The organism is Pseudovibrio sp. Ad5, assembly GCF_001623095.1.
Classification (GTDB): Bacteria; Pseudomonadota; Alphaproteobacteria; order Rhizobiales; family Stappiaceae; genus Pseudovibrio.
On record NZ_LMCH01000009.1, the window covers coordinates 54,136 to 73,622 of the forward strand.

Consider the following 19,487-nt stretch of genomic DNA (forward strand, 5'->3'; position numbering starts at 1 on the left):
GTTAATGTAATCGATCCCTGTGCTGAATCTCACAGTTAGAATTTCTCTCATTGTTACTGTTGATCTTGAGATGTGTGTTCTATCTTAGGTTGTGTAATGGGAGAATTTAGTGCCGTCCTTTGCCTCGCTTGTTCATTGTCTTCGTTCTAATACTGCTGAGACGCCTGATGCTGTTAACTTCACAACTGTAAAGAAAGCGCAGAAGTATCTAGGGGATTTTCAGGGGAAGGAGGTTCGCGTTTCCGCGCAGACCTTTGAGGACCTGAAAGTTGTACAAAAAGTCATTTGGCAGACCAAGCAGTTGCTTCCATTTGGTGCAGGTAATTTGACGCCGGAGGTGTTCGCTTCGCGTGGTGAGAGTTATCTGCGTGCCAATTATGGGCTGGCGAAAGCCCCGCAGCATGGTGGGTTGGCTGAAAGCTCAGTCCGTGTGCAGGCCGGCAACTGTTCCGGGCATGCCGAGGTTAGTTACAAGCTTCTGGCGGCATCAGAAACAGACCGCCCAGTGGCTCGTGTTTCCTCTTCAATGGTTGATCATGCGTTTTGCATGATTGGTGATCCCAGAGACCCTACGCAAGAGGCTGTTGTTGTTGATGCATGGCCGACGTTTCCGGGGGCCTTTCGTCTTGAGGACGGGAAACAGAGTATCATGGGTGAAGCGCCAACCGTGGTGTCGTGGACGCGTGCCGGGCCAAAGCCTGCTTTATCTCTGGATATTGAGGGGCTAAAGCCAGTGCCCTTTGAGGAAATTCAGGGCTTCTTTAAATCGCTGGATGTTCCTAGTGCGCCGGGTAAGAAGCTTGAGCGTTTTATTGTTGAGCAGAATTCCAGGTCTCAATTTATGTTTTCAAGCCTCAGTACCACGGAAAATCCTGCGACTACCTACGTGACTGATTGGACTACAGAGACTGTTCAAGCGGATGAGATTCCTGCGAAATACTTCCATGAGAAGTTTGAGGGGCTGAAGGCTGGGAAAAAGCATGGCTTCTAACAATGTGAACTTCCATCACCTGATGAAAGACCTCATGAGGCAGTACCTGATCAACGAGTATGATGAGAATGAGGTCTATCAGGTAGATGTTGATGGTGCGCGCAGCATGTACTTTGTGGGCAATGAGCCAGACTATATTAAACTGCTGGTGCGGGTTGAGCGTGAGGCCATTCATGAGGGGTTGAGTGAAAGCAGCATGCTGAAACTGAACCTGCCTGACCTTTTGGGCCATCCGATTATCGTCGGGCAGGGGGATGATGACTCTGTGGTGTTGTGGTCTCGTATTGCGCTGAGTGGATTGTCTTTGCCAGATTTGCTGGAGAGCGTTGAGGCGCTTGGTTCTGCTGCTTCATCCCTCACTGCCCAGAACTAAAGCAGTTCGCATTTTTCGGCGATACACTGTAGTTTTGCTGCGCTTCGCAGTGACAGATTAATAGACTGGTATCTCTTTTGTTTGGAGATGATTGAACTGACGAGGAAAACAGGCGACAACCATCAAAGTGCGATAAATATGCATGCGTGATGAGTGGAGATAACTTGTCGACAGATCCTCGTATACATTTCAGAGCGGTAGATGTCGCGCGCCGATATATTGATCGGGCAATGGACCTGCCTGATGGATGTGTAGAGCGTGTGTTTCTGGAGTTTGATGCAGAGAGAATTATGCGCGCTGCTGAAGCTGCGGATCAGCGGCAGAAAGAAGCGCATGACTCGTTGCCTTTGCATGGCGTGGCCGTTTCTCTCAAAGACCTGTTTGATGAAACTGGCATTGTCACCAGTGCTGGCTCGCCGTTCCTGCGCAAGCGGGCTCCGGCTTGTGAAGATGCTAAGGTGGTCTCTGCCCTGAAAGCTGCAGGAGCGTTTACCTGTGGCCGTACCAATATGAGTGAGTTGGGTTTTACGGGGCTTGGGCTTAATCCCTGTTTTGGATCCCCTGCAAATGTGATTGATCCTGCACGCATTCCCGGGGGTTCATCCTCGGGGGCTGTTGCAAGTGTGGGGCTGGGGCTGTGTGATGCGGCTCTGGGAACGGATACTGGCGGGTCTGTGCGAATTCCGGCAGCGCTTAATGGGCTTTACGGGTTTAAGCCGACGCGGGCGGCGATTTCGACCAAGGGTCTTTTCTCTGTTTGTCCATCCTTTGATACGGTCGGCTTTATTGCGCGATCAATACATATGTGTACCCGTTTGCATGCTGTGCTTTCGGGGCAATGTCTTGCTCCGCGCAGGATAAAGAGCCTTGATGGATTGCATGTGGGGCTTGTTGCTTCGCCGTTGGCTGAGGGGCTGGATACGCAGGTAAGTGCGGATTTTGATCGCTCGATGCAGGCGATCCGGGATGCGGGTGCTATCATCGCGCCGGTTTCAGAGCCTGTCTTGTGTCATAGCGCAACTTTTCTTGGGACGATTTGCAGTTACGAGACCACTGCTTTGGTTGGCGGGTATCTGGAAGGTCTCAAAGAGACTGGTGATCCTTATGTGGTTCAGCGGATCCTCAAGTCAACTGAGGTGACGAGCAAAGAGATGGAAGAGGCGCGCTCGAAGCGTGTGGAAGCTATCCGTGCTTTTAAAGAGATGGCAGGCAAGTTTGATATTCTGATTGCGCCGACGGTGCCGATTGTTGCTCCGCTGCTTGAGGATGTTGACAGCAATCCGGAGAAATTTGGCTCTCAGCTTTCGCAGAACACGCGTGCTGTGAACTGGGTTGATGGGTGTGCTGCGACTATTCCCATGAACCCGCATGGCATGCCGGGGACGGGTTTGATGTTGATTGAGCGGGCTGGACGTGATTGGCATGTGCTTGAAATGGCAAGTTTGATTGACAAAGTGATCGCTCCTGCGCGACTAAAGGGCTGATTTGAGCGTATTCCTCTCCGAAAACCGGAACCACTTTTCGGGAATACGCTGCGATGCAGGAGAAGAGCTGCTGTGACCAGCGCTAAGAAGATACTTATTTATATTGATGCGGATGCATGCCCCGTCAAAGACGAGATTTACAAGGTTGCTGACCGGTATCGTCTGAAGGTGTTTGTTGTTGCCAACAGTTTCATCAACACGCCTCGTGACATGGACGTGGAACGGGTGATCGTGCCTGATGGGCCTGATGTTGCGGATGACTGGATTGCCGAGCGGGCCGTTCCGGGTGATATTGTTGTGACGCAGGATATTCCGCTGGCTGACCGTGTGGTGAAGGCTGGTGCGCTTGCGCTTTCCCCTAAAGGAAAAGTGTTTGATGAAGCTTCCATTGGCATGGCGCTGGCAACACGTAACCTGATGGAAGACTTGCGCAGTTTTGGGGAGCAGACAGGTGGTCCGCGCCCGTTCTCACCGAAAGACCGATCTCAGTTTTTGCAGAAGATCGATCAGATCATTCAGCAGCTGAAGCGTCAGGGGTTTTCGGTATAGCGGGATGCTGTTTGCCATTAAGCTCTGTGAAAACTGGCGATGATGTGCTGTAGGCCTCTTTGTCGACAAAGTTGAGCGCTTTTCTGGGGCTCTACTCTCGATAGACGTCAGGTCGTTTCCCTATGCCAGTTATCAGCGTGCGCAATTGTGTTGCCTTAGGCTTTGTTGCGCTTTTTTCTTTTTCGTCTCCATCTGCATTCGCCAAGTGGAAGAATCCTGCAGATCGGTATGCAGAGGCTTACAAAGAGTATCTGGGTGCTACTTGCCCCATTGCTCAGGATAGCATCAAACACTTTGTTTATTTCGCCAGAGACCGTGAAGCGATTGAGGAGCATCCGTTTTTGGAGAGCTCCCGGTTTGCAGGTGCGCAGATCATGTATCCGTGGCGTGCGCTTGAAACCTCCGAGGGAAACTATGATTTCTCTCTGATTGAAGCGGATCTGGCGTATCTGGAGTCCAAAGGCAAGACGCTGTTCGTCCAGCTTCAGGATGCTTCGTTTAATCCAGACTATGTCCCTGTTCCTGACTACATTCTTTCTGATGAGTATGCAGGCGGTGCTGTTTATCAGTTTAACGATAACAACGAGCCGGAAGGCTGGGTTGCTAAGCGGTGGAACAGCAAGGTGCAGGAGCGGTTTGCCAAGCTTCTTCAGGCGTTGGGGCAAGCCTTTGACGGGCGGATTGAGGGTATCAATCTGCAAGAGACTGCCATTGGAGTGTCGGCTGAGGATGATGAGCAGTTCAGTCCGGCCAGATACTCTGAAGCTCTGAAGAGCAATATGTCCGCGATGAAGGCGGCGTTTCCGACATCGGTTACGATGCAGTATGCGAACTTTATGCCGGGTGAGTGGCTTCCCTTCGAAGATGAGGGTTATCTGAACTCAATCTATGAGTATGGCGAAAGCATTGGTGTTGGTTTGGGTGCGCCGGACCTTATGGTCAAGCGGCGTGGTCAGCTGAACCATACCATCGCCATGATGCATGAGCGGGCGTACTCCGCGCCTCTCGGAATTGCTATTCAGGATGGCAACTATACGGGACGAACGGGCACAACTGAAGTGATTGAAAATGATCAGAATATCGTGCCGCTACTTCATGCTTTTGCGCAAGACTTTATGAAGGTAGACTACATGTTCTGGGTCAACCAGGAGCCGTATTTTGAGAGAGATGTTCTGAGCTGTTTTGACTAATGGCCAAGTGATTGAAAGAATGAGGTCCATAATCTCAAAAGAGTATTAGGGAAAAATACGTTGCCCAAGTTTGCAGAAGTACAGAATGCATATGCATCTCTTGAAAGAGCTAAGTCGGAAGATATTGCGAAGAAGAATTTTGCAATACTAGCAAGTGGCGTTCATATGTATGGGCCCTCGGTACCAGCAGGAGCAGAGTTTGTTCGCTCAGTACATTGGGGCGAGGAAAGAAAAGATGATACTTCTTGGTTGTCTTACCCACCTGCTCGTTGGGCAACGGCGGGGAGGTGCAATAGAGAAGGGTCTTCAGTATTTTATTGTGCTGATGATTTAGGAACAATCTTTTCAGAGCAAAAGGCTGGTATCAAAGTTGGAGCTCATCTAGGCTTGGGATTATGGCGCACATCAGTTCCAATAATAATTGTGCCGCTTGGCTTTAATATCGAGGAAGCAAAACAGGCAAAGCTAATTCCATCAGATGCGAAATACTCACCTGCTCATAGGCGACTTCATAAACGGATCAACAAATACTTTTATGAAAAGACAGATCTTTATTACCCTCAAACTCAGGGGATTTCAGCGCGGATAAAAGAGCTTGCTTATCCAGACCATCTAAAACACTCAAAGCATACAATTATTTGTTATCGATCAGTTGCTTATCCAAGTGCTGAAAAAATTCAGGTCAATTATGTTTTCCCTACAGAGTTTATTGATGAGGCAATGACGTTGGTCGCCTGTGAATACCATCGTGTCGATGAAGTTACAGATAGAGGAATTAAGACATCAGTACTGAAGCAATCCCGGACATTTGAAGGAAATAAAATCATTTGGAGCGACAGTGGCACTGATATCCATCTAGATGCACAGCAGCCTTTTTTGCAATTTACTGTTCCTGCAGAAGGACAGCCTTGGGATATTAGAGATCAATCTGGAAATGCTGTATTAGTTCCTCCTAGAAAGCTGGAGCTTAATTATGAATAGAACATTCCTTCCGTTGAAAGTGATACCTTAGTGTGTGCTTGCAGTCGGGCTTGCAATTTTCTAATCGTATCCTCGAAGCAACACCTCTTTCCCTTCTGCAACTTTTCGTTGACAGGTGGGCGGTTCCATTCCACATTCATATGTGAGGCGTAGAAACCTCCTTTCCACGCGGTAGCCGCACCCGTAACTGGCGGATTTTTTGTGCCTTTTTTCTGAAGGCGCAAACCCTTTGCTATGAGCGGGAGGGCGGTGAATACAATACCCTCTTCGGAGGGGAATAAACCCGCCTGCCGTGGTCAGGTTTCTACCCTCCCGCTCGCCAGTGGGCCGTAGAAAGCCCAGTGTCGTGCGGTTCATTCAACAGCCAACCACGTGAGGGCTTTGATTATGGACGACACTGCATGCGCCTGTGGCGCCACAAATACTCTTCAGAATGAATTTGATGAAATAAACGTTGCTGTTTCTGATCTTCAGAACCTTGCTTATGTGCAGCATCTGGTGCTGAGCGAGCGGATGAAGAACAGTTGTGAACGTGACGTTTTATTCACTTTGCACTACGCTTTATGTAGCCGCCTAGAGGCACTTGATAAGACCTGCGGAATTTTAACCGATGCGTTGTCCGGCACGTCCTTCCCTAAAGGATTTTCCGGTCACGCGACACGCAGCGTCGCCTCTCCACCTCCGGTCGAAACCAATATTGTGTCTCTTGATTAGATCACTGTGAACGGCACTCCAAGGGCTGCCTCAACTACCCTTGCACAGCCCTTCATGAGTGTCCTGCTGGTCTGCGGCCGGGCGAAGTGTGCCCGCAGGCCAGCATCTTCGAGTGGCTGTTTTCCAGTGATACGCTTTAGGTACCAAGTTCTTGGCGGAGGATATCTGCAGTTTTCATGGGCATGAACATGCGCAGGGGGGTAGATGGGAGGCTTTGAAACTGAAGTCTCTCATAGATTGCTTTTCTGCTGGCGACCTTCTCCGGGTTTCCGCAGTCGAATACATCAAGCATGATTACAGCAGCAGCATAGCCAGATTGCGATGCGCGAGAAGCACGGCATAAGGCATCGATCAGAAGGTCTTCTCCAATCTTTTGCCCCCGGTAGCGGATGTCTCTGCCGATCATCGAGATATACACGGCAGGAATTGAACCATGACGCGGCGCTGCCCGTTTGTATTTACCCGGAAGGTCCTGATAATGAACTGCATGGGCATTCATGGCATAGAAACCTGCTGTGTCTCCATTGGAGCTGACCATCACGTATATTGACGTGTTGCCTGCATTCCTGAGTTTGTTGGCTGTCTTTTTAAAATAGTTGTCGACCTGTTCAACGCCGCAAGAAAAGTTCGCTCTGTCATGCTTCTCAGGATCGAAAGCTTCAATAAAAAACTGCGTTTCAGCCCCATCCGCAGACGACGACTTTTCCTGAACGCTTACGTCCGTCAACGGCTGGTCACTCGTGTCTTGTAGCGTTTTGCTGCGGTGACGAGTGCTTCATTTGGATCTGGTGGTGTTTCCAGAGCAGCAGTGAAGGCAGCATGGTCGACCGCTTCGAGGCGGGTGTGCTCATGCGCTTCAATCACGCGTTCTGCTTCTCGCAGGGCGGCGCTCATCGTAAAGGTGGAGTCGTCCACGCCCGACAATGCTGCAGCATGCTGTATAGCCGCCTTGATGGGGGCCTTGGTGCGGAAGTTCATTCGCTCCGTGTTGCGGCCTTTGATCTCTTCGGTTTCGTCGTTGAATCCAAGCATCGCGTGCCTCCTTTGGCCTGTGTCGCCTTTGTGATTTTGTACGTCACATGTGCGTACGAGTCAAGAAAGGTGCACTTTATGGCTGGAGGCTGTGGTTGAGCAAAAACTTATTCCCCTTGCTGTTTCTGGATTTATCTTAGTTTTGTGCCCACGCAATCGGGCAGGGGTGGACCGTCCATTCCGCGGCGTGGGTGGGGTTGGGCTGCCGGTGAGAAGTAACGTATCTTGTCGGGAGGTCCGGTGAAGCGCCATACCCTTTTGAGGCCACAGTGGTATAGGGAGTTTGGGGTCGTTCCGGAGGGCGTCCGGTGGTGGCAGGAAACTGCCAATGGTACAGAGATGTGCCGGTGACACGGGAACGTGTCATTCACGTCTGTCCGAGAGGGAGCCCGCGTGTTCATGATAAAAGGCCCGGGCGAGGCGAGTAGCTGATGCCGAAGAAACTAATTTAACAAGTAGCGCAGGCAACGCCTGCTCGCCTTGCTCCACCCGTTTAACGGGGACCAAAGCTTCACCACTGCATGGATGGCCATGTGGTGCTATTGGTGTTTGTGGGGAGAGGTAGACATCAGGCATAAAAAAACGGACCCGAAGGCCCGTTTTTCAATTCTTGCTAAAGCAGTTCACGTTTAAGCAGATGAACTGCATTAGCTTTTGTTTGGGCGTATCTTTATCCGAAAACCGGTTTCCACTTTTCGGAGATACGATGTCTGTGAGGCTTATTCGCCGCCGCGGTTATCGCGGAAGCTCTTGCCGCCACCTGGCTTGCCTTCGCCACGACCACGGCCTTCACCACCACGGCCACGACCTTCGCCACCACGGTAGCCACCGCCACCGCCGCCTTCACGACGACCACGACCACGGCCTTCACCGCCGCGTCCGCCTTCACCACGGTAACCGCCGCCACTACCGCCACCGCGGTTGTTGCGATTGCCACCTGGGCGACCACTGCTGCTGCGCTCTGGATTGCCTTCGATACGGGTGATGGTGATTGATTTTTCACCAGTGCCGTTTTCTTTGACAGTTTCCAAGAACTTGTCAGCAAGTTTTGCGTCGAGTTCGAAACGGGCGTCTGCATCAAAGATGCGGATGGAGCCGATGTCTTTTTTGGTGATGTGACCTGCGCGGCAGATCATTGGCAGCAACCAACGCGGTTCAGCGTTGTGTTTGCGACCGACGTTGAGGCGGAACCAAACACCGTTGTCGAAGTCTTTGCGTGGCTTGCGCTCGCGTTCACTATCGAAATTGTTGCTTGTTGCCAGCAGTTCTTCTGGTGCAGGCAGACCCTGATGGATCTGGCGCATGTAAGCAGCTGCGATTTGCTCAGCGGTGAACTTCTCAAGAAGTTCCTTCACCATTGGCAGATCTTCTTCGCTCGGTGCTTCCTGCAGATCGGAGGACGCAAGGATGCGCTCACGGTCTTTGTTGCGAATTTCATCGGCTGTTGGCGCTGGAGCCCATTCCGCTTTCACTTTTGCAAAGCCAAGAAGGCGTGTTGCTGTGCGACGGCGGGTGTGTGGGACAACCAGAGTACAAACGCCCTTACGGCCTGCACGACCAGTACGGCCAGAACGGTGCAACAGGGTGTCTGCGTTGTTTGGCAGGTCTGCGTGGATCACGAGATCCAGGTTTGGCAAGTCAATGCCGCGTGCAGCAACATCGGTTGCCACACAAACGCGGGCCCGGCCATTACGCATAGCGCCAAGAGCGTGGTTACGCTCAGCCTGGCTCAGCTCACCGGAGAGAGCAACAACTGCGAAGCCACGGTTGCCGAGGCGTGCAGACAGGTGCTTCACCATTTCGCGGGTGCCGCAGAAGATGATGGTGTTCTGAGCTTCGTAGAAACGCAGGACGTTGATGATCGCGTTTTCACGGTCGTTTGGTGCGACCTGCATTGCGCGATATTCAATATCAGCGTGCTGTTCGCGGTTGCTTACTGTTGAAATGCGCTGTGCATCACGCTGGAAGCGTTTTGCGAGGCTTTCAATCTGCTGAGGAACAGTTGCGGAGAACAGCAGAGTGCGGCGTTCTTGTGGTGCAGCGCCAAGAATGAATTCGAGGTCTTCACGGAAGCCAAGGTCCAGCATTTCATCTGCTTCGTCCAGTACAACTGTGCGAAGTGAGGAAGTATCAAAGGAACCACGTTCAATATGGTCACGCAGGCGGCCTGGGGTGCCGACTACGATGTGTGCGCCTGCAGAAAGATTGCGGCGTTCACGGCGCATATCCATACCACCAACACAAGTGGTGATACGAGCACCGGCTTCGCCGTAGAGCCATTCCAGTTCTTTAGAAACCTGGATAGCCAGCTCACGGGTTGGCGCAACACACAATGCAAGAGGTTCGTTCGCACGGCCCATACGCTCTTCATCACCCAGCAGTTCCGGCGCAATAGCGATGCCGAATGCAACTGTTTTACCAGAGCCTGTCTGAGCAGAAACCAAAAGGTCTTTGCCTTTCAGTTTTTCATCAAGAACGGCTGTCTGGACCGGGGTTAGAGACGTGTATTCGCGCTTTTCTAGTGCGGTAGAAAGCGCTGGGGCAACCCCTTCAGGTATCGTCATTTAGTATTTCTTTCGAGGAGGGTCATTATCTATAAAGCAAGAGCTTTGTTGCCCTACCCATCGCTTCCGCTCACTCATGAAACCATAACGGAGGACCATGAGGCGGCAAATGGCAAGCGAGCTCTTTTCTTCGTGGGCCTTGTAGTCTGACTTCGTGAAAAGGTCAATGAGATATAAAAAATAGATATGAAAGGTACATGTAAGTTTGCCGTGGTTTGGAGGTCCTAAGCTTCGAGAAAATGGCTAGAATACAGGGTCTAAGAGAGCAGTATCACGGGTGATTGTGATAGATAAATCGCGTGTTTGCCACCTAAGTGCTGTTGAGGAATTGGGTGCTTTGATTTTTGAACTGAACGGTGATTTCAGCTTTACGCTAAGACTATTTGCCTTTTTCGTGGGGCAGAACTAAAGAGGGGCGATTAACAGACGGAGGCGAAATGGATCAGCTCTCAAACTTCTTTGGCGCAATGCCCTCATGGGTTGGAGTGGTCCTACTTGTTGTGTTCATTCTGAGTGGCCGTCTGTTCAGAGACGCCTGGAAGCTTCAAGGCGCCAGATGGAAACTGCGGTGCTGGGTTTTTGGCTTGCTTGCCTTGTCGAGCTTTCTGTTGCTGGTGTTCGGCGTTTTTGATTTTGGCTGGGCGAGCAGATAACTTTCTGGTTGCAGAAAACTAGTTTTAAGAGCCTTGGTATATGATAGCTCTCAAATGGCAGAGGTCTGCCGCGAGAAACCTATTGGAGCCAAGAGCATGTTTTCGAAGCCATCATTGATCAGACGCGGTATTACAGCCAAGTTGTTTGGCCTGGCTTTTGGGCTCCTGTGCCTCTACCTTATCGCGTTGCTTAACCTGAATGTTTCGTTTGTGGTTCAGTTCGGCCTGATCCTGTGGTGCATTACGCTTGGTGGCCTGGTGGCGTTGATCGGGGTCATAAACTATCTGCCCTTGCTGAAGTCCATCATGCCGAGCTGGTTCTCTGGCGGTTTCATTTGCGGATGGATGAACTTGCTGCTCTGGCTTATTGGCGGGGATAGTTTGACGTCGATCGGGCAGGGGTTGTTTCCGACGCTCGGTAGTCTGTTTCTTGGTATTGGCTTTGTTGCCATTGGTGTCGGCTTCGGGATCGTTGCCGGGTTCTTTGCCAAGCTGATTGGCGGTGAAGGGCCGGACGTTGCGCGAGATTATACCGACAGCAAATAGCAGGCATGCAAAAGGGGCCTTTCGGCCCCTCGAACGTTTTGAAATGGATGGTGATTAAGCTGCGCTTTGCTCTTCCATCGCTTGCTTACGCTTACACGGCTGCAGCTTTTCACGAAGCGGGCTGTTTGGGTCAACTTCGCGCTTACAGACGATGCAGTGGTCTGCGCCTTCAATGGCGTTCAAGCCGCCGCAGCTGCCAGTGATCGGCTTGTTTCTGAAAACGGCGCCAATAGCCATTCCTGCTACGACCAGGACCAGCACGATAAACGCGATGATGAAAGTTGCCATTTCGATATTCCGTTATTTCTCTGCAGACTGCTCGAATTTTCTGAACGCGCTGGAAGACCGGGTGATAAAGTGGTCGCCTTCGCGAACGATGAAAAATGCGGCAATCCCTTCACGCTCTGCCAGAGCCATGCCGCGCTTGTCTCCCATTGCAAGGAGGGCTGTTGCCAGACCATCAGCGCGCATCGCATTGTCAGCAATTACGGTTACTGATGCAAGTTTATGCGTTACCGGACGCCCGGATGCAGCATCAATAATGTGTGAGTAGCGTTTGCCGCCCACTTCCTTGTATATGCGATAATCGCCAGATGTCGCCATGCCTTTGTTACTCACTCGTACGATTTGCTGAACCGTACGAGTTGCGGAGTCTGGCTTTTCGATGCCGACGACCCATGGCTCGTCTTTTGAGTTTTTGCCTTTGGTGACCAGATCGCCGCCGATTTCGACGAGGTATTCGTCGATGCCGTTTTGCTCCAAAACAGAGGCAACTTTGTCGATGCCAAAGCCTTTTGCGATTGCGGAGAGATTGACGGTGGTATCCGTGTTGACTTTACGCAGTGCCGGAGGATCGGTCTCAAACTCCAGCATGGTGCTCATGCCGACAGACTCAAGAGCGTTGCGGATTTCGCGTGGGCTTGGCTGGGGAGGAGTGTCCTGCTTGGTACCAAAGCCCCACAGCTCAATAAGTGGTGCCAGCGTCACGTCAAAATAACCGGCTGTCAGATTATGAATGCGCAGCGACTCCTGCATCACGATGCTGAAATCGCGAGAGATTGGCGTCCATTCAGTGCTGGTGGAGCGGTTAAAGCGGCTGATCTCGGAGTTTTTGTCCCAGTTGGACATGGCCTTGTTGACGCCAACCAGAGCCTCGTCAACCTGCTGCTGCAGTTCCTGTTTGGTTACAGAAGACGACCCTTTGATGGCTTTGACGTTGAATGTAGTGCCCATGGTTTTGCCGTGAAGTATGATTTCTTCGCGACTTTTGTCATTGGGTACACATGCTGTGACAAAGATGAGTACGAGAGCTGTAATGAGGAAGCGCATTTAGGCCTCAGAGTTTGTTAATTTCCCCGCGTAATCGGCTTATTCTGGTTTTCTGTCAAGTTAAATAGGGTTTGATACTGCTGTCGCAAAGATCAGCAATAGATGATGGTGAAGAAATTGGTAGGTGGTACTACGTGCATGTGAAAACATAGGGGAAAACTTATTTGAGATAAAATTTTCGCGAAACAGCCTTGTTGCCGTTACGTCAATGTCACGAATCCCTATTGAAATTTGCGGTATATCAGGGTATTGGCCCGCATAAATCCGTAGGAATAGCTGACCGCAACGCACTTTAATGGTATGCGGGCGGTTACTCCTAACCGGAGCCATGGATGAGTGACGTTCAGCAATGCTCGGGCTTTGTTGCTGAAATTGCGGTCCGTGGGGGGATTTATCTCGGTTCGACTTGTCAAAGTCAATAATCCGCATGCGCGGCATTTTGTAACTCGCAGAATGACTTAGCATCATTTACCCGTAGATACTCCCGTGAACATCTAGTGGTTTGCCCTATAAGAAGCCTGACAGGGTAAGGGATGAAGATTACAAAAGGATTGGATCTGCCGATCACCGGTGCTCCGAACCAAGAGATCCACAAGGGTCCAGAGGTTCGCCGTGTTGCAGTGAATGGCGGGGATTACAACGGGTTGAAGCCGCGTATGTTGGTTGCTGAAGGCGATCGCGTCGTAAAGGGTCAGCCTCTTTTCAATGACAAACGCTCTCTTGAAATCAACTATGTTGCTCCGGGTGCTGGCGTTATTGAAGCAGTCAATCGTGGTGCACGTCGCGTTCTGGAAACCATCGTCATCAAACTGGATGATGGTAACGAAGAACAGATCGCTTTCTCAAAGTTTGAAAACAGCGCTTTGGCAACTCTGGACGCATCTGTCGTTCGTGAGCAACTCGCCAAGTCTGGTCTTTGGACAAGCTTCCGTACCCGCCCATACTCCAAGGTTCCGGTTTTTGAAACGCAGCCGCGTTCCATTTTCGTAACTGCGATGGACACCAACCCGCTTGCTGCGGATGCTGGTGTAATCATCAATGCGAATGCTGGCGCGTTTGAAGCTGGGCTTCAGATTGTCTCTAAACTAACCGATGGCCGCACATTCGTATGCCACAGCCCGAAGGATAACCTTCCGGGTGCAAGCGTTGCTGGTGTGCAGATGGAAAGTTTTGAAGGTAAGCATCCAGCAGGTAATGCGGGTACTCACATTCACTTCCTCGATCCGGTTAATGAAAACAAGACAGTCTGGACCATCGGTTATCAGGATGTCATCGCAATCGGTAACCTGTTCCTGACAGGTGAACTGGATGTTTCCCGTGTTGTTTCTGTTGCAGGTCCGCTGGCTTCCAAGCCGCGTCTGGTAACAACTCGCGTTGGTGCGGATCTGAATGATCTGCTGGCTGGTGAAACACTGCCGGGTATTCCAGCTCGTGTCGTTTCCGGGTCCGTCCTTTCCGGCACTATTGCCGCCGACCAGTTTGCCTTCCTTGGCCGTTACCACACTCAGGTGACGCTGATGGAAGAAGACCACAAACAAGACGTTGTTGGTTGGGTTCGCCCATTCATGACGAAGTGGTCCAACCTTAATGTGCATCCTTCCGGGTTCTTCCGCACCAAGCTGCAGTTCCCATTTGGTACAAACAAGAACGGTTCCATCCGCGCAATCGTTCCATTGGGTACTTATGAGAAGGTCATGCCGCTCGACGTTCTTCCAACTCAGCTGCTCCGTTCTCTAATGGTGCTGGACACTGACATGGCGCAAAAACTTGGCGCTTTGGAGTTGGATGAAGAAGATTTGGCGCTATGCACCTTCATCTGCCATTCCAAGAATGAATACGGAGCTGCGCTGCGTGCAAATCTTGATAAAATCGAGAAAGAGGGCTAACCCGTGAGTTTGCGCGATAAGTTTGATCGTATTGCGCCGCTCTTTGAAAAGGGTGGCAAGTACGAGAAGTTTTACGCCGTCTATGAGATGGTGGATACCTTCATCTACACTCCAAAAACAGTGACCAGCGTTGCGCCGCACGCTCGTGACCACGCTGATCTGAAGCGTGTCATGACGTATGTTGTGCTGGCGACGATTCCTGCGATCCTGTTTGGCATGTACAACACTGGCCTGCAGACAAACTCTGCACTGGCCGCAATGGGCATTACTGAGCCTGCTGGCTGGAGAGCGTTTATTCTCTCTCTGCTGGGGATCGGTTTTAACGCTGACAGCATCTTCGCCAACATGGCGCATGGTGCGCTGTACTTCTTGCCGATTTACATCGTAACGCTCGGTGTTGGCGGCATCTTCGAAGTGCTGTTTGCCACTGTGCGTGGGCACGAAGTGAACGAAGGCTTCTTTGTTTCTTCCATGCTCTACACGCTGATCCTTCCAGCTTCTACGCCACTTTGGCAGGTTGGTCTTGGTATCGCGTTTGGTGTGGTGATCGGCAAGGAAGTGTTTGGTGGTACAGGCAAAAACTTCCTGAACCCGGCGCTTGTTGGCCGTGCGTTCCTCTACTTTGCTTATCCAGCAGCTATGTCTGGTGATGCAGTGTGGACGCCAGTTGATGGCTTCTCTGGTGCGACTGCACTGGGTGTTGCTGCGTCTGACGGCATGCAGGGACTGGCAGCAAACGGCATCACATGGATGAGCTCTTTCGTTGGTACCATTCAGGGTTCCTTCGGTGAAACCTCTACGATTGCTATTGCTCTTGGCGGTGTGTTCCTCGTGACCACAGGTATCGCAAACTACCGTCTCATTCTTGGTTGTCTGGCGGGCATGATTGGTTTCAGTCTGTTGCTGAATCTGATTGGCTCTGAGACCAACCCGATGTTTGCAATGCCTTGGTACTGGCACCTTGTCACTGGTGGCTTCATGTTTGGCCTCGTGTTTATGGTGACTGAGCCTGTGACTGCTGCGATGACAAATCCGGGCCGTTACATCTACGCTGCCCTGATTGGCGTGATGTGCATTCTGATCCGTGTCATCAACCCGGCCTTCCCAGAAGGCATGATGTTGGCAATCCTGTTCGGCAATATCTTTTCTCCGCTGATCGACTACTTCGTTGTGAAGGCGAACATCACACGGAGGATGAAGCGCCATGCCTAATGCTGAAAACACAACAGCTCCTACAGGTCTTTGGGCGCGCTTCAACGCGATGCCTCTGGACTCAGCTCCGCGTACGATTACCGTTGCTGTGGTTCTGTGTCTGATCTGTTCGATGATTGTTTCCGGCGCTGCGGTGCTGCTTAAGCCTCAGCAGGAAATCAACAAAACGCTGGATAAGAAAACCAACATCCTCAAGGTTGCTGGTCTTTATGAAGCTGGTGTCGACGTTGAAAAGGCATTTGGTGCCTTTGAGCCGCGGCTTGTTGATGTTGCAACTGGCAAGTTCTCTGATGCGGCCGACGCTGCGACCTATGACCAGCGCGCTGCTGCGAAAGATCCGGTTCTTTCCGTTGCTTTGGATAATGATCCGGCATCCATCAAACGTCAGGCTAAACTGGCTTCAGTTTATCTGTTGCGCGATGATGCAGGCAAGATTGAGCGTATCATTTTGCCAGTGCATGGCTACGGTCTGTGGTCCACGCTTTATGGTTTCATCGCTTTGAATGCTGATGGCAATGAAGTGTATGGTCTGCGCTTTTACTCCCACGGCGAGACCCCGGGTCTTGGTGCGGAAGTAGACAATCCAAAATGGATGGCACAGTGGCCGGGCAAGCTGGTTTATGGCGATAACGGGTCCGTGGACATTGGTGTCGGCAAATCTGCTCCAGCGGGTATTGATGGCTCCAAACACCACATCGATGCGATTGCAGGTGCAACGTTGACATCCCGTGGTGTCGACAACCTCGTCAAATTCTGGATGGGCGAGCAGGGCTTCAAGACCTTCCTCGACAATCTGAAAAAAGGAGAGGCGTAATGGCTGGCAAAGACTTGTCCATGCTCAAGGACCCGATGGTCGATAACAACCCGATCACGCTTCAGGTTCTTGGCATCTGTTCCGCGCTTGCGGTAACCTCTTCCTTGAAGGTTGCGCTGGTGATGGCGATTGCGGTGACGCTTGTGACAGCGTTCTCCAACTTCTTCATCTCTCTTTTGCGTAACCAGATCCCGTCTTCTATCCGCATTATTGTGCAGATGGTGATTATTGCGTCTCTCGTTATTCTGGTTGATCAGGTTCTGAAGGCGTATCTCTACGAGATCTCCAAGACACTCTCCGTGTTTGTTGGTCTGATCATCACCAACTGTATCGTTATGGGCCGCGCGGAAGCATACGCGATGAAGAACCCACCAATCCCATCTTTCCTTGATGGTATCGGTAACGGTCTGGGCTACTCCCTGATCCTGTTGCTGGTTGGTGTTGTTCGTGAGCTGCTTGGCTCAGGTTCCCTGTTTGGTGTGCAGATCCTTGAGACCGTGAACAACGGTGGCTGGTATGTGCCAAACGGCCTGCTGCTGCTGCCTCCGTCCGCGTTCTTCGTGATTGGCCTGTTGATCTGGGGGTTCCGTACCTGGAAGCCTGCGCAGGTTGAGAAGCGCGACTATAAAATCATGGAAACTGAGGGAGCTCACTGATTATGGAAGGGCTTCTTTCCCTCGCCGTCAAGGCGATCTTTATCGAGAACCTCGCGCTCTCCTTCTTCCTTGGAATGTGTACGTTCCTTGCGGTTTCCAAGAAGGTTGAGACTGCGCTGGGTCTGGGTATCTCCGTTGTTGTTGTGCAGGCGCTGACTGTGCCAATCAACAACGTGCTTTACACCACGCTGCTTAATGACAATGCGTTGGCATGGGCTGGGCTTGAAGGCACTGATCTGCGCTTTCTGGGCTTGATCTCCTACATCGGCGTTATCGCTGCTGTGGTGCAGATCCTCGAGATGTTCCTCGATCGCTATGTTCCTGCGCTTTACAACGCGCTGGGTATCTTCCTGCCACTGATCACAGTGAACTGCGCGATTATGGGTGGTTCTTTGTTCATGGTGGAGCGTGACTACAATCTGGGTGAAGCATCCGTTTACGGTGTGTCCTCCGGTATCGGTTGGGCGCTGGCGATTACTGCAATGGCTGGTGTGCGTGAAAAGCTGAAATACTCTGATGTTCCTGATGGACTGCAGGGTCTTGGCATCACCTTCATCACTGCTGGTTTGATGGCTATGGGTTTCATGGCTTTCTCAGGCGTGAAGCTGTAAGGGGACGAGTAGATGCAAGACTTTACCTGGGGCATTACGCTCTTCACTCTGATCGTGCTTGCGCTGGTGATCGTCATTTTGATGGCACGCAGCAAGCTGGTTGCATCCGGTGATGTTCAGATCAGTATCAATGGTGAGAAGACGCTCTCCGTTCCTGCGGGTGGCAAGCTACTCAATGTTCTGGCAGATCAGAAAATTTTCGTTCCTTCCGCCTGTGGTGGCGGTGGAACCTGTGCCCAGTGCCGCGTGAAAGTGCACGAGGGTGGTGGTTCTATTCTGGCGACTGAAGAAAGCCATATCACCAAGCGTGAAGCACGCTGCGGTGACCGTCTTTCCTGTCAGGTTGCTGTGAAGCAGGACATGAAGATCGAAGTGCCTGAAGAAGTGTTCGGCGTGAAAAAGTGGGAGTGTACTGTTCGCTCCAACGAGAACGTTGCAACCTTCATTAAGTCGCTGGTTCTGGACCTGCCTGAAGGCGAAGACGTGAACTTCCGTGCTGGTGGTTACATTCAGATTGAAGCCCCTGCGCACAAGCTGAAGTACACTGACTTCCATATCGAAGAGCAGTACCGCGGAGACTGGGATAAGTTCAATCTCTGGCAGTATGAGTCCATCGTGGATGAGCCAGTTGAACGCGCTTACTCCATGGCAAACTACCCGGACGAAAAAGGCATGATCATGCTGAACGTTCGTGTGGCGTCGCCGCCTCCGGGCACTCAGGGTATTCCTGCCGGTAAGATGTCCTCCTTCATCTTCAACCTGAAGCCGGGTGACAAGGTGACGATTTCCGGTCCGTTTGGTGAGTTCTTTGCTCGCGAAACCGACAAGGAAATGGTGTTCATCGGTGGTGGTGCTGGTATGGCGCCTATGCGCTCGCACATCTTCGATCAGTTGAAGCGTCTTGAGAACCGCGATCGTAAGATCACTTTCTGGTACGGTGCACGTTCCAAGAAAGAGATGTTCTTTGTTGAGGACTTCGACCAGCTGGCGAAAGAGTTCCCGAACTTCACATGGCATGTGGCGCTTTCTGATCCTCAGCCAGATGATGACTGGGACGGTTACACCGGGTTCATTCACAATGTGCTCTACAACGAGTACCTGAAGGACCACGCTGCGCCAGAAGACTGCGAGTACTACATGTGTGGTCCTCCAATCATGAACCAATCCGTGATCAACATGCTGGTTGATATGGGCGTGGAACGTGAAGACATCATGCTGGACGACTTCGGCGGCTAAACGCTGAGAGCATTGCAAGAATTGAGAGACCCGGTGTCGAGAGGCGCCGGGTTTTTTGTTTGTAATAATACACGCATAAATTGCATATAAAGGTGCATTCATGTATGCATTTGGTATATTAATTCAGAGTGGATTGGCACGTAATGTTTAGACAGCTTTTGAGCATACTGGGTCATTGCATATTTTTCCTGTTCCTATCAGGTTTGTTATATGCTCTTTCTGCTGGTGCATTGTTTTTTTCTTGGTTGTATCAAGCTCCTCTTTCTTTTGACTACGGGCATACTATCTGGCGCATACTTTTGCTGCTGGTTGTAGTTGTGTTGCCTGCCTTTATGGTTGGCTTGAGAGTCTATAAAGGGAAGGTTGAGAGGTTAAAATGGACGTATGCCTTCGTTCTTGTGACCTTCATGGCTATGGCTGAGTTTGGGGGGATGCTCTTTGTTGCTATAGCACCTATGAAAATAGTAGCCAGCATTATCAAAAGCGACACGGAGCTGCCTATCAGACTTGAAGAGTTTGTATCTCTGCAATCAGGCTTGTTCTTGTTAGGAATAACTTTGTTAATTGGGATCGGATTCAGCCCAGCGATAGTGTGGCGTAAACGACGCTACGCCAAACGTATGGCAATAAACTCCTGATGTAACAAGAACCCATTTTTAGGAATGC

At 51.2% G+C, this 19,487-nt stretch carries 21 protein-coding genes; 16 read left to right on the forward strand and 5 right to left on the reverse strand.

What is annotated here, in order from left to right; genetic code table 11:
- Positions 1-109 precede the first annotated feature (109 nt).
- The 7 genes from PsAD5_RS06295 (at position 110) to PsAD5_RS06325 (ending at position 6,282) form a co-directional block, all read left to right on the forward strand.
- Positions 110-991, forward strand: coding sequence for a hypothetical protein (locus PsAD5_RS06295; RefSeq protein WP_063291476.1), 882 nt, complete (start codon positions 110-112; stop codon positions 989-991).
- Positions 981-1,364, forward strand: a complete 384-nt coding sequence (locus PsAD5_RS06300; protein ID WP_063291477.1) for a CesT family type III secretion system chaperone — start codon at positions 981-983, stop codon at positions 1,362-1,364. The genes PsAD5_RS06295 and PsAD5_RS06300 overlap by 11 nt, the downstream gene beginning before the upstream one ends.
- A gap of 164 nt (positions 1,365-1,528) precedes the next feature.
- Positions 1,529-2,848, forward strand: coding sequence for an amidase (locus tag PsAD5_RS06305; protein ID WP_208986924.1), 1,320 nt, complete (start codon positions 1,529-1,531; stop codon positions 2,846-2,848).
- 72 nt (positions 2,849-2,920) lie between these two features.
- Positions 2,921-3,397: a YaiI/YqxD family protein gene (locus PsAD5_RS06310; protein ID WP_057465450.1), complete on the forward strand. Its 477-nt coding sequence runs from the start codon at positions 2,921-2,923 to the stop codon at positions 3,395-3,397.
- Positions 3,398-3,519: 122 nt separating this feature from the next.
- Entirely contained in the window at positions 3,520-4,587 is a 1,068-nt protein-coding gene (locus tag PsAD5_RS06315; RefSeq protein WP_063291479.1) for a hypothetical protein, read from the forward strand.
- Positions 4,588-4,647: 60 nt separating this feature from the next.
- The gene (locus PsAD5_RS06320) at positions 4,648-5,568 is read left to right on the forward strand and encodes an RES family NAD+ phosphorylase (RefSeq protein ID WP_063291480.1); all 921 of its coding nucleotides are present in this window, start codon (positions 4,648-4,650) and stop codon (positions 5,566-5,568) included.
- A gap of 387 nt (positions 5,569-5,955) precedes the next feature.
- Positions 5,956-6,282, forward strand: coding sequence for a hypothetical protein (locus PsAD5_RS06325; RefSeq protein WP_063291481.1), 327 nt, complete (start codon positions 5,956-5,958; stop codon positions 6,280-6,282).
- 136 nt (positions 6,283-6,418) lie between these two features.
- On the opposite strand, the gene PsAD5_RS06330 is transcribed toward PsAD5_RS06325, so the two are convergent.
- From PsAD5_RS06330 to PsAD5_RS06340, 3 genes are all read right to left on the reverse strand, one after another.
- Entirely contained in the window at positions 6,419-7,009 is a 591-nt protein-coding gene (locus tag PsAD5_RS06330) for a GNAT family N-acetyltransferase (RefSeq protein WP_244272066.1), read from the reverse strand.
- Positions 7,006-7,314, reverse strand: coding sequence for a type II toxin-antitoxin system TacA family antitoxin (locus PsAD5_RS06335; RefSeq protein WP_063291482.1), 309 nt, complete (start codon positions 7,312-7,314; stop codon positions 7,006-7,008). The genes PsAD5_RS06330 and PsAD5_RS06335 overlap by 4 nt, the downstream gene beginning before the upstream one ends.
- A 719-nt stretch (positions 7,315-8,033) precedes the next feature.
- The gene (locus tag PsAD5_RS06340; protein WP_063291483.1) at positions 8,034-9,878 is read right to left on the reverse strand and encodes a DEAD/DEAH box helicase; all 1,845 of its coding nucleotides are present in this window, start codon (positions 9,876-9,878) and stop codon (positions 8,034-8,036) included.
- Between the two features lie 437 nt (positions 9,879-10,315).
- On the opposite strand from PsAD5_RS06340, the gene PsAD5_RS06345 reads away from it, so the two are divergent.
- Together PsAD5_RS06345 and PsAD5_RS06350 are read left to right on the forward strand one after the other, a co-directional pair.
- A complete protein-coding gene (locus PsAD5_RS06345) occupies positions 10,316-10,531 on the forward strand; it encodes a hypothetical protein (RefSeq protein WP_063291484.1) in 216 nt (71 codons plus the stop codon).
- Between the two features lie 96 nt (positions 10,532-10,627).
- A complete protein-coding gene (locus PsAD5_RS06350; protein ID WP_108820489.1) occupies positions 10,628-11,077 on the forward strand; it encodes a hypothetical protein in 450 nt (149 codons plus the stop codon).
- 54 nt (positions 11,078-11,131) lie between these two features.
- Here PsAD5_RS06350 and nqrM read toward each other — a convergent pair whose 3' ends face one another.
- Positions 11,132-11,365: a (Na+)-NQR maturation NqrM gene (nqrM, locus tag PsAD5_RS06355; protein ID WP_057465444.1), complete on the reverse strand. Its 234-nt coding sequence runs from the start codon at positions 11,363-11,365 to the stop codon at positions 11,132-11,134.
- Positions 11,366-11,377: 12 nt separating this feature from the next.
- Positions 11,378-12,406: an FAD:protein FMN transferase gene (locus PsAD5_RS06360; protein WP_063291485.1), complete on the reverse strand. Its 1,029-nt coding sequence runs from the start codon at positions 12,404-12,406 to the stop codon at positions 11,378-11,380.
- A 533-nt stretch (positions 12,407-12,939) separates the two neighbouring features.
- On the opposite strand from PsAD5_RS06360, the gene PsAD5_RS06365 reads away from it, so the two are divergent.
- The 7 genes from PsAD5_RS06365 (at position 12,940) to PsAD5_RS06395 (ending at position 19,459) form a co-directional block, all read left to right on the forward strand.
- Positions 12,940-14,292 carry a Na(+)-translocating NADH-quinone reductase subunit A gene (locus PsAD5_RS06365; protein ID WP_063291486.1) on the forward strand — a complete coding sequence of 451 codons (1,353 nt, stop codon included), beginning with the start codon at positions 12,940-12,942 and terminating at the stop codon, positions 14,290-14,292.
- Between the two features lie 3 nt (positions 14,293-14,295).
- Positions 14,296-15,504, forward strand: a complete 1,209-nt coding sequence (locus PsAD5_RS06370; RefSeq protein WP_063291487.1) for an NADH:ubiquinone reductase (Na(+)-transporting) subunit B — start codon at positions 14,296-14,298, stop codon at positions 15,502-15,504.
- Positions 15,497-16,318, forward strand: a complete 822-nt coding sequence (locus PsAD5_RS06375; RefSeq protein WP_063291488.1) for a Na(+)-translocating NADH-quinone reductase subunit C — start codon at positions 15,497-15,499, stop codon at positions 16,316-16,318. The genes PsAD5_RS06370 and PsAD5_RS06375 overlap by 8 nt, the downstream gene beginning before the upstream one ends.
- The gene (locus PsAD5_RS06380) at positions 16,318-16,974 is read left to right on the forward strand and encodes an NADH:ubiquinone reductase (Na(+)-transporting) subunit D (RefSeq protein WP_057465439.1); all 657 of its coding nucleotides are present in this window, start codon (positions 16,318-16,320) and stop codon (positions 16,972-16,974) included. Before PsAD5_RS06375 ends, PsAD5_RS06380 begins: the two co-directional genes overlap by 1 nt.
- Positions 16,975-16,976: 2 nt before the next feature.
- A complete protein-coding gene (gene nqrE, locus PsAD5_RS06385; protein ID WP_057465438.1) occupies positions 16,977-17,585 on the forward strand; it encodes an NADH:ubiquinone reductase (Na(+)-transporting) subunit E in 609 nt (202 codons plus the stop codon).
- A gap of 12 nt (positions 17,586-17,597) precedes the next feature.
- On the forward strand, positions 17,598-18,821 hold the full coding sequence (nqrF, locus tag PsAD5_RS06390) for an NADH:ubiquinone reductase (Na(+)-transporting) subunit F (RefSeq protein WP_063290459.1): 1,224 nt from the start codon (positions 17,598-17,600) through the stop codon (positions 18,819-18,821).
- 143 nt (positions 18,822-18,964) lie between these two features.
- On the forward strand, positions 18,965-19,459 hold the full coding sequence (locus tag PsAD5_RS06395; RefSeq protein ID WP_063291489.1) for a hypothetical protein: 495 nt from the start codon (positions 18,965-18,967) through the stop codon (positions 19,457-19,459).
- Positions 19,460-19,487 lie beyond the last annotated feature (28 nt).

Coding starts and splice junctions, on each gene's coding strand:
- PsAD5_RS06345 (WP_063291484.1), top strand. CDS start 10,316: ATGGATCAGCTCTCAAACTTCTTTGGCGCAATGCCCTCATGGGTTGGA.
- PsAD5_RS06350 (WP_108820489.1), top strand. CDS start 10,628: ATGTTTTCGAAGCCATCATTGATCAGACGCGGTATTACAGCCAAGTTG.
- nqrM (WP_057465444.1), bottom strand. CDS start 11,365: ATGGCAACTTTCATCATCGCGTTTATCGTGCTGGTCCTGGTCGTAGCA.
- PsAD5_RS06360 (WP_063291485.1), bottom strand. CDS start 12,406: ATGCGCTTCCTCATTACAGCTCTCGTACTCATCTTTGTCACAGCATGT.
- PsAD5_RS06365 (WP_063291486.1), top strand. CDS start 12,940: ATGAAGATTACAAAAGGATTGGATCTGCCGATCACCGGTGCTCCGAAC.
- PsAD5_RS06395 (WP_063291489.1), top strand. CDS start 18,965: ATGTTTAGACAGCTTTTGAGCATACTGGGTCATTGCATATTTTTCCTG.
- PsAD5_RS06335 (WP_063291482.1), bottom strand. CDS start 7,314: ATGCTTGGATTCAACGACGAAACCGAAGAGATCAAAGGCCGCAACACG.
- PsAD5_RS06340 (WP_063291483.1), bottom strand. CDS start 9,878: ATGACGATACCTGAAGGGGTTGCCCCAGCGCTTTCTACCGCACTAGAA.
- PsAD5_RS06325 (WP_063291481.1), top strand. CDS start 5,956: ATGGACGACACTGCATGCGCCTGTGGCGCCACAAATACTCTTCAGAAT.
- PsAD5_RS06375 (WP_063291488.1), top strand. CDS start 15,497: ATGCCTAATGCTGAAAACACAACAGCTCCTACAGGTCTTTGGGCGCGC.
- PsAD5_RS06300 (WP_063291477.1), top strand. CDS start 981: ATGGCTTCTAACAATGTGAACTTCCATCACCTGATGAAAGACCTCATG.
- nqrE (WP_057465438.1), top strand. CDS start 16,977: ATGGAAGGGCTTCTTTCCCTCGCCGTCAAGGCGATCTTTATCGAGAAC.
- PsAD5_RS06315 (WP_063291479.1), top strand. CDS start 3,520: ATGCCAGTTATCAGCGTGCGCAATTGTGTTGCCTTAGGCTTTGTTGCG.
- nqrF (WP_063290459.1), top strand. CDS start 17,598: ATGCAAGACTTTACCTGGGGCATTACGCTCTTCACTCTGATCGTGCTT.
- PsAD5_RS06380 (WP_057465439.1), top strand. CDS start 16,318: ATGGCTGGCAAAGACTTGTCCATGCTCAAGGACCCGATGGTCGATAAC.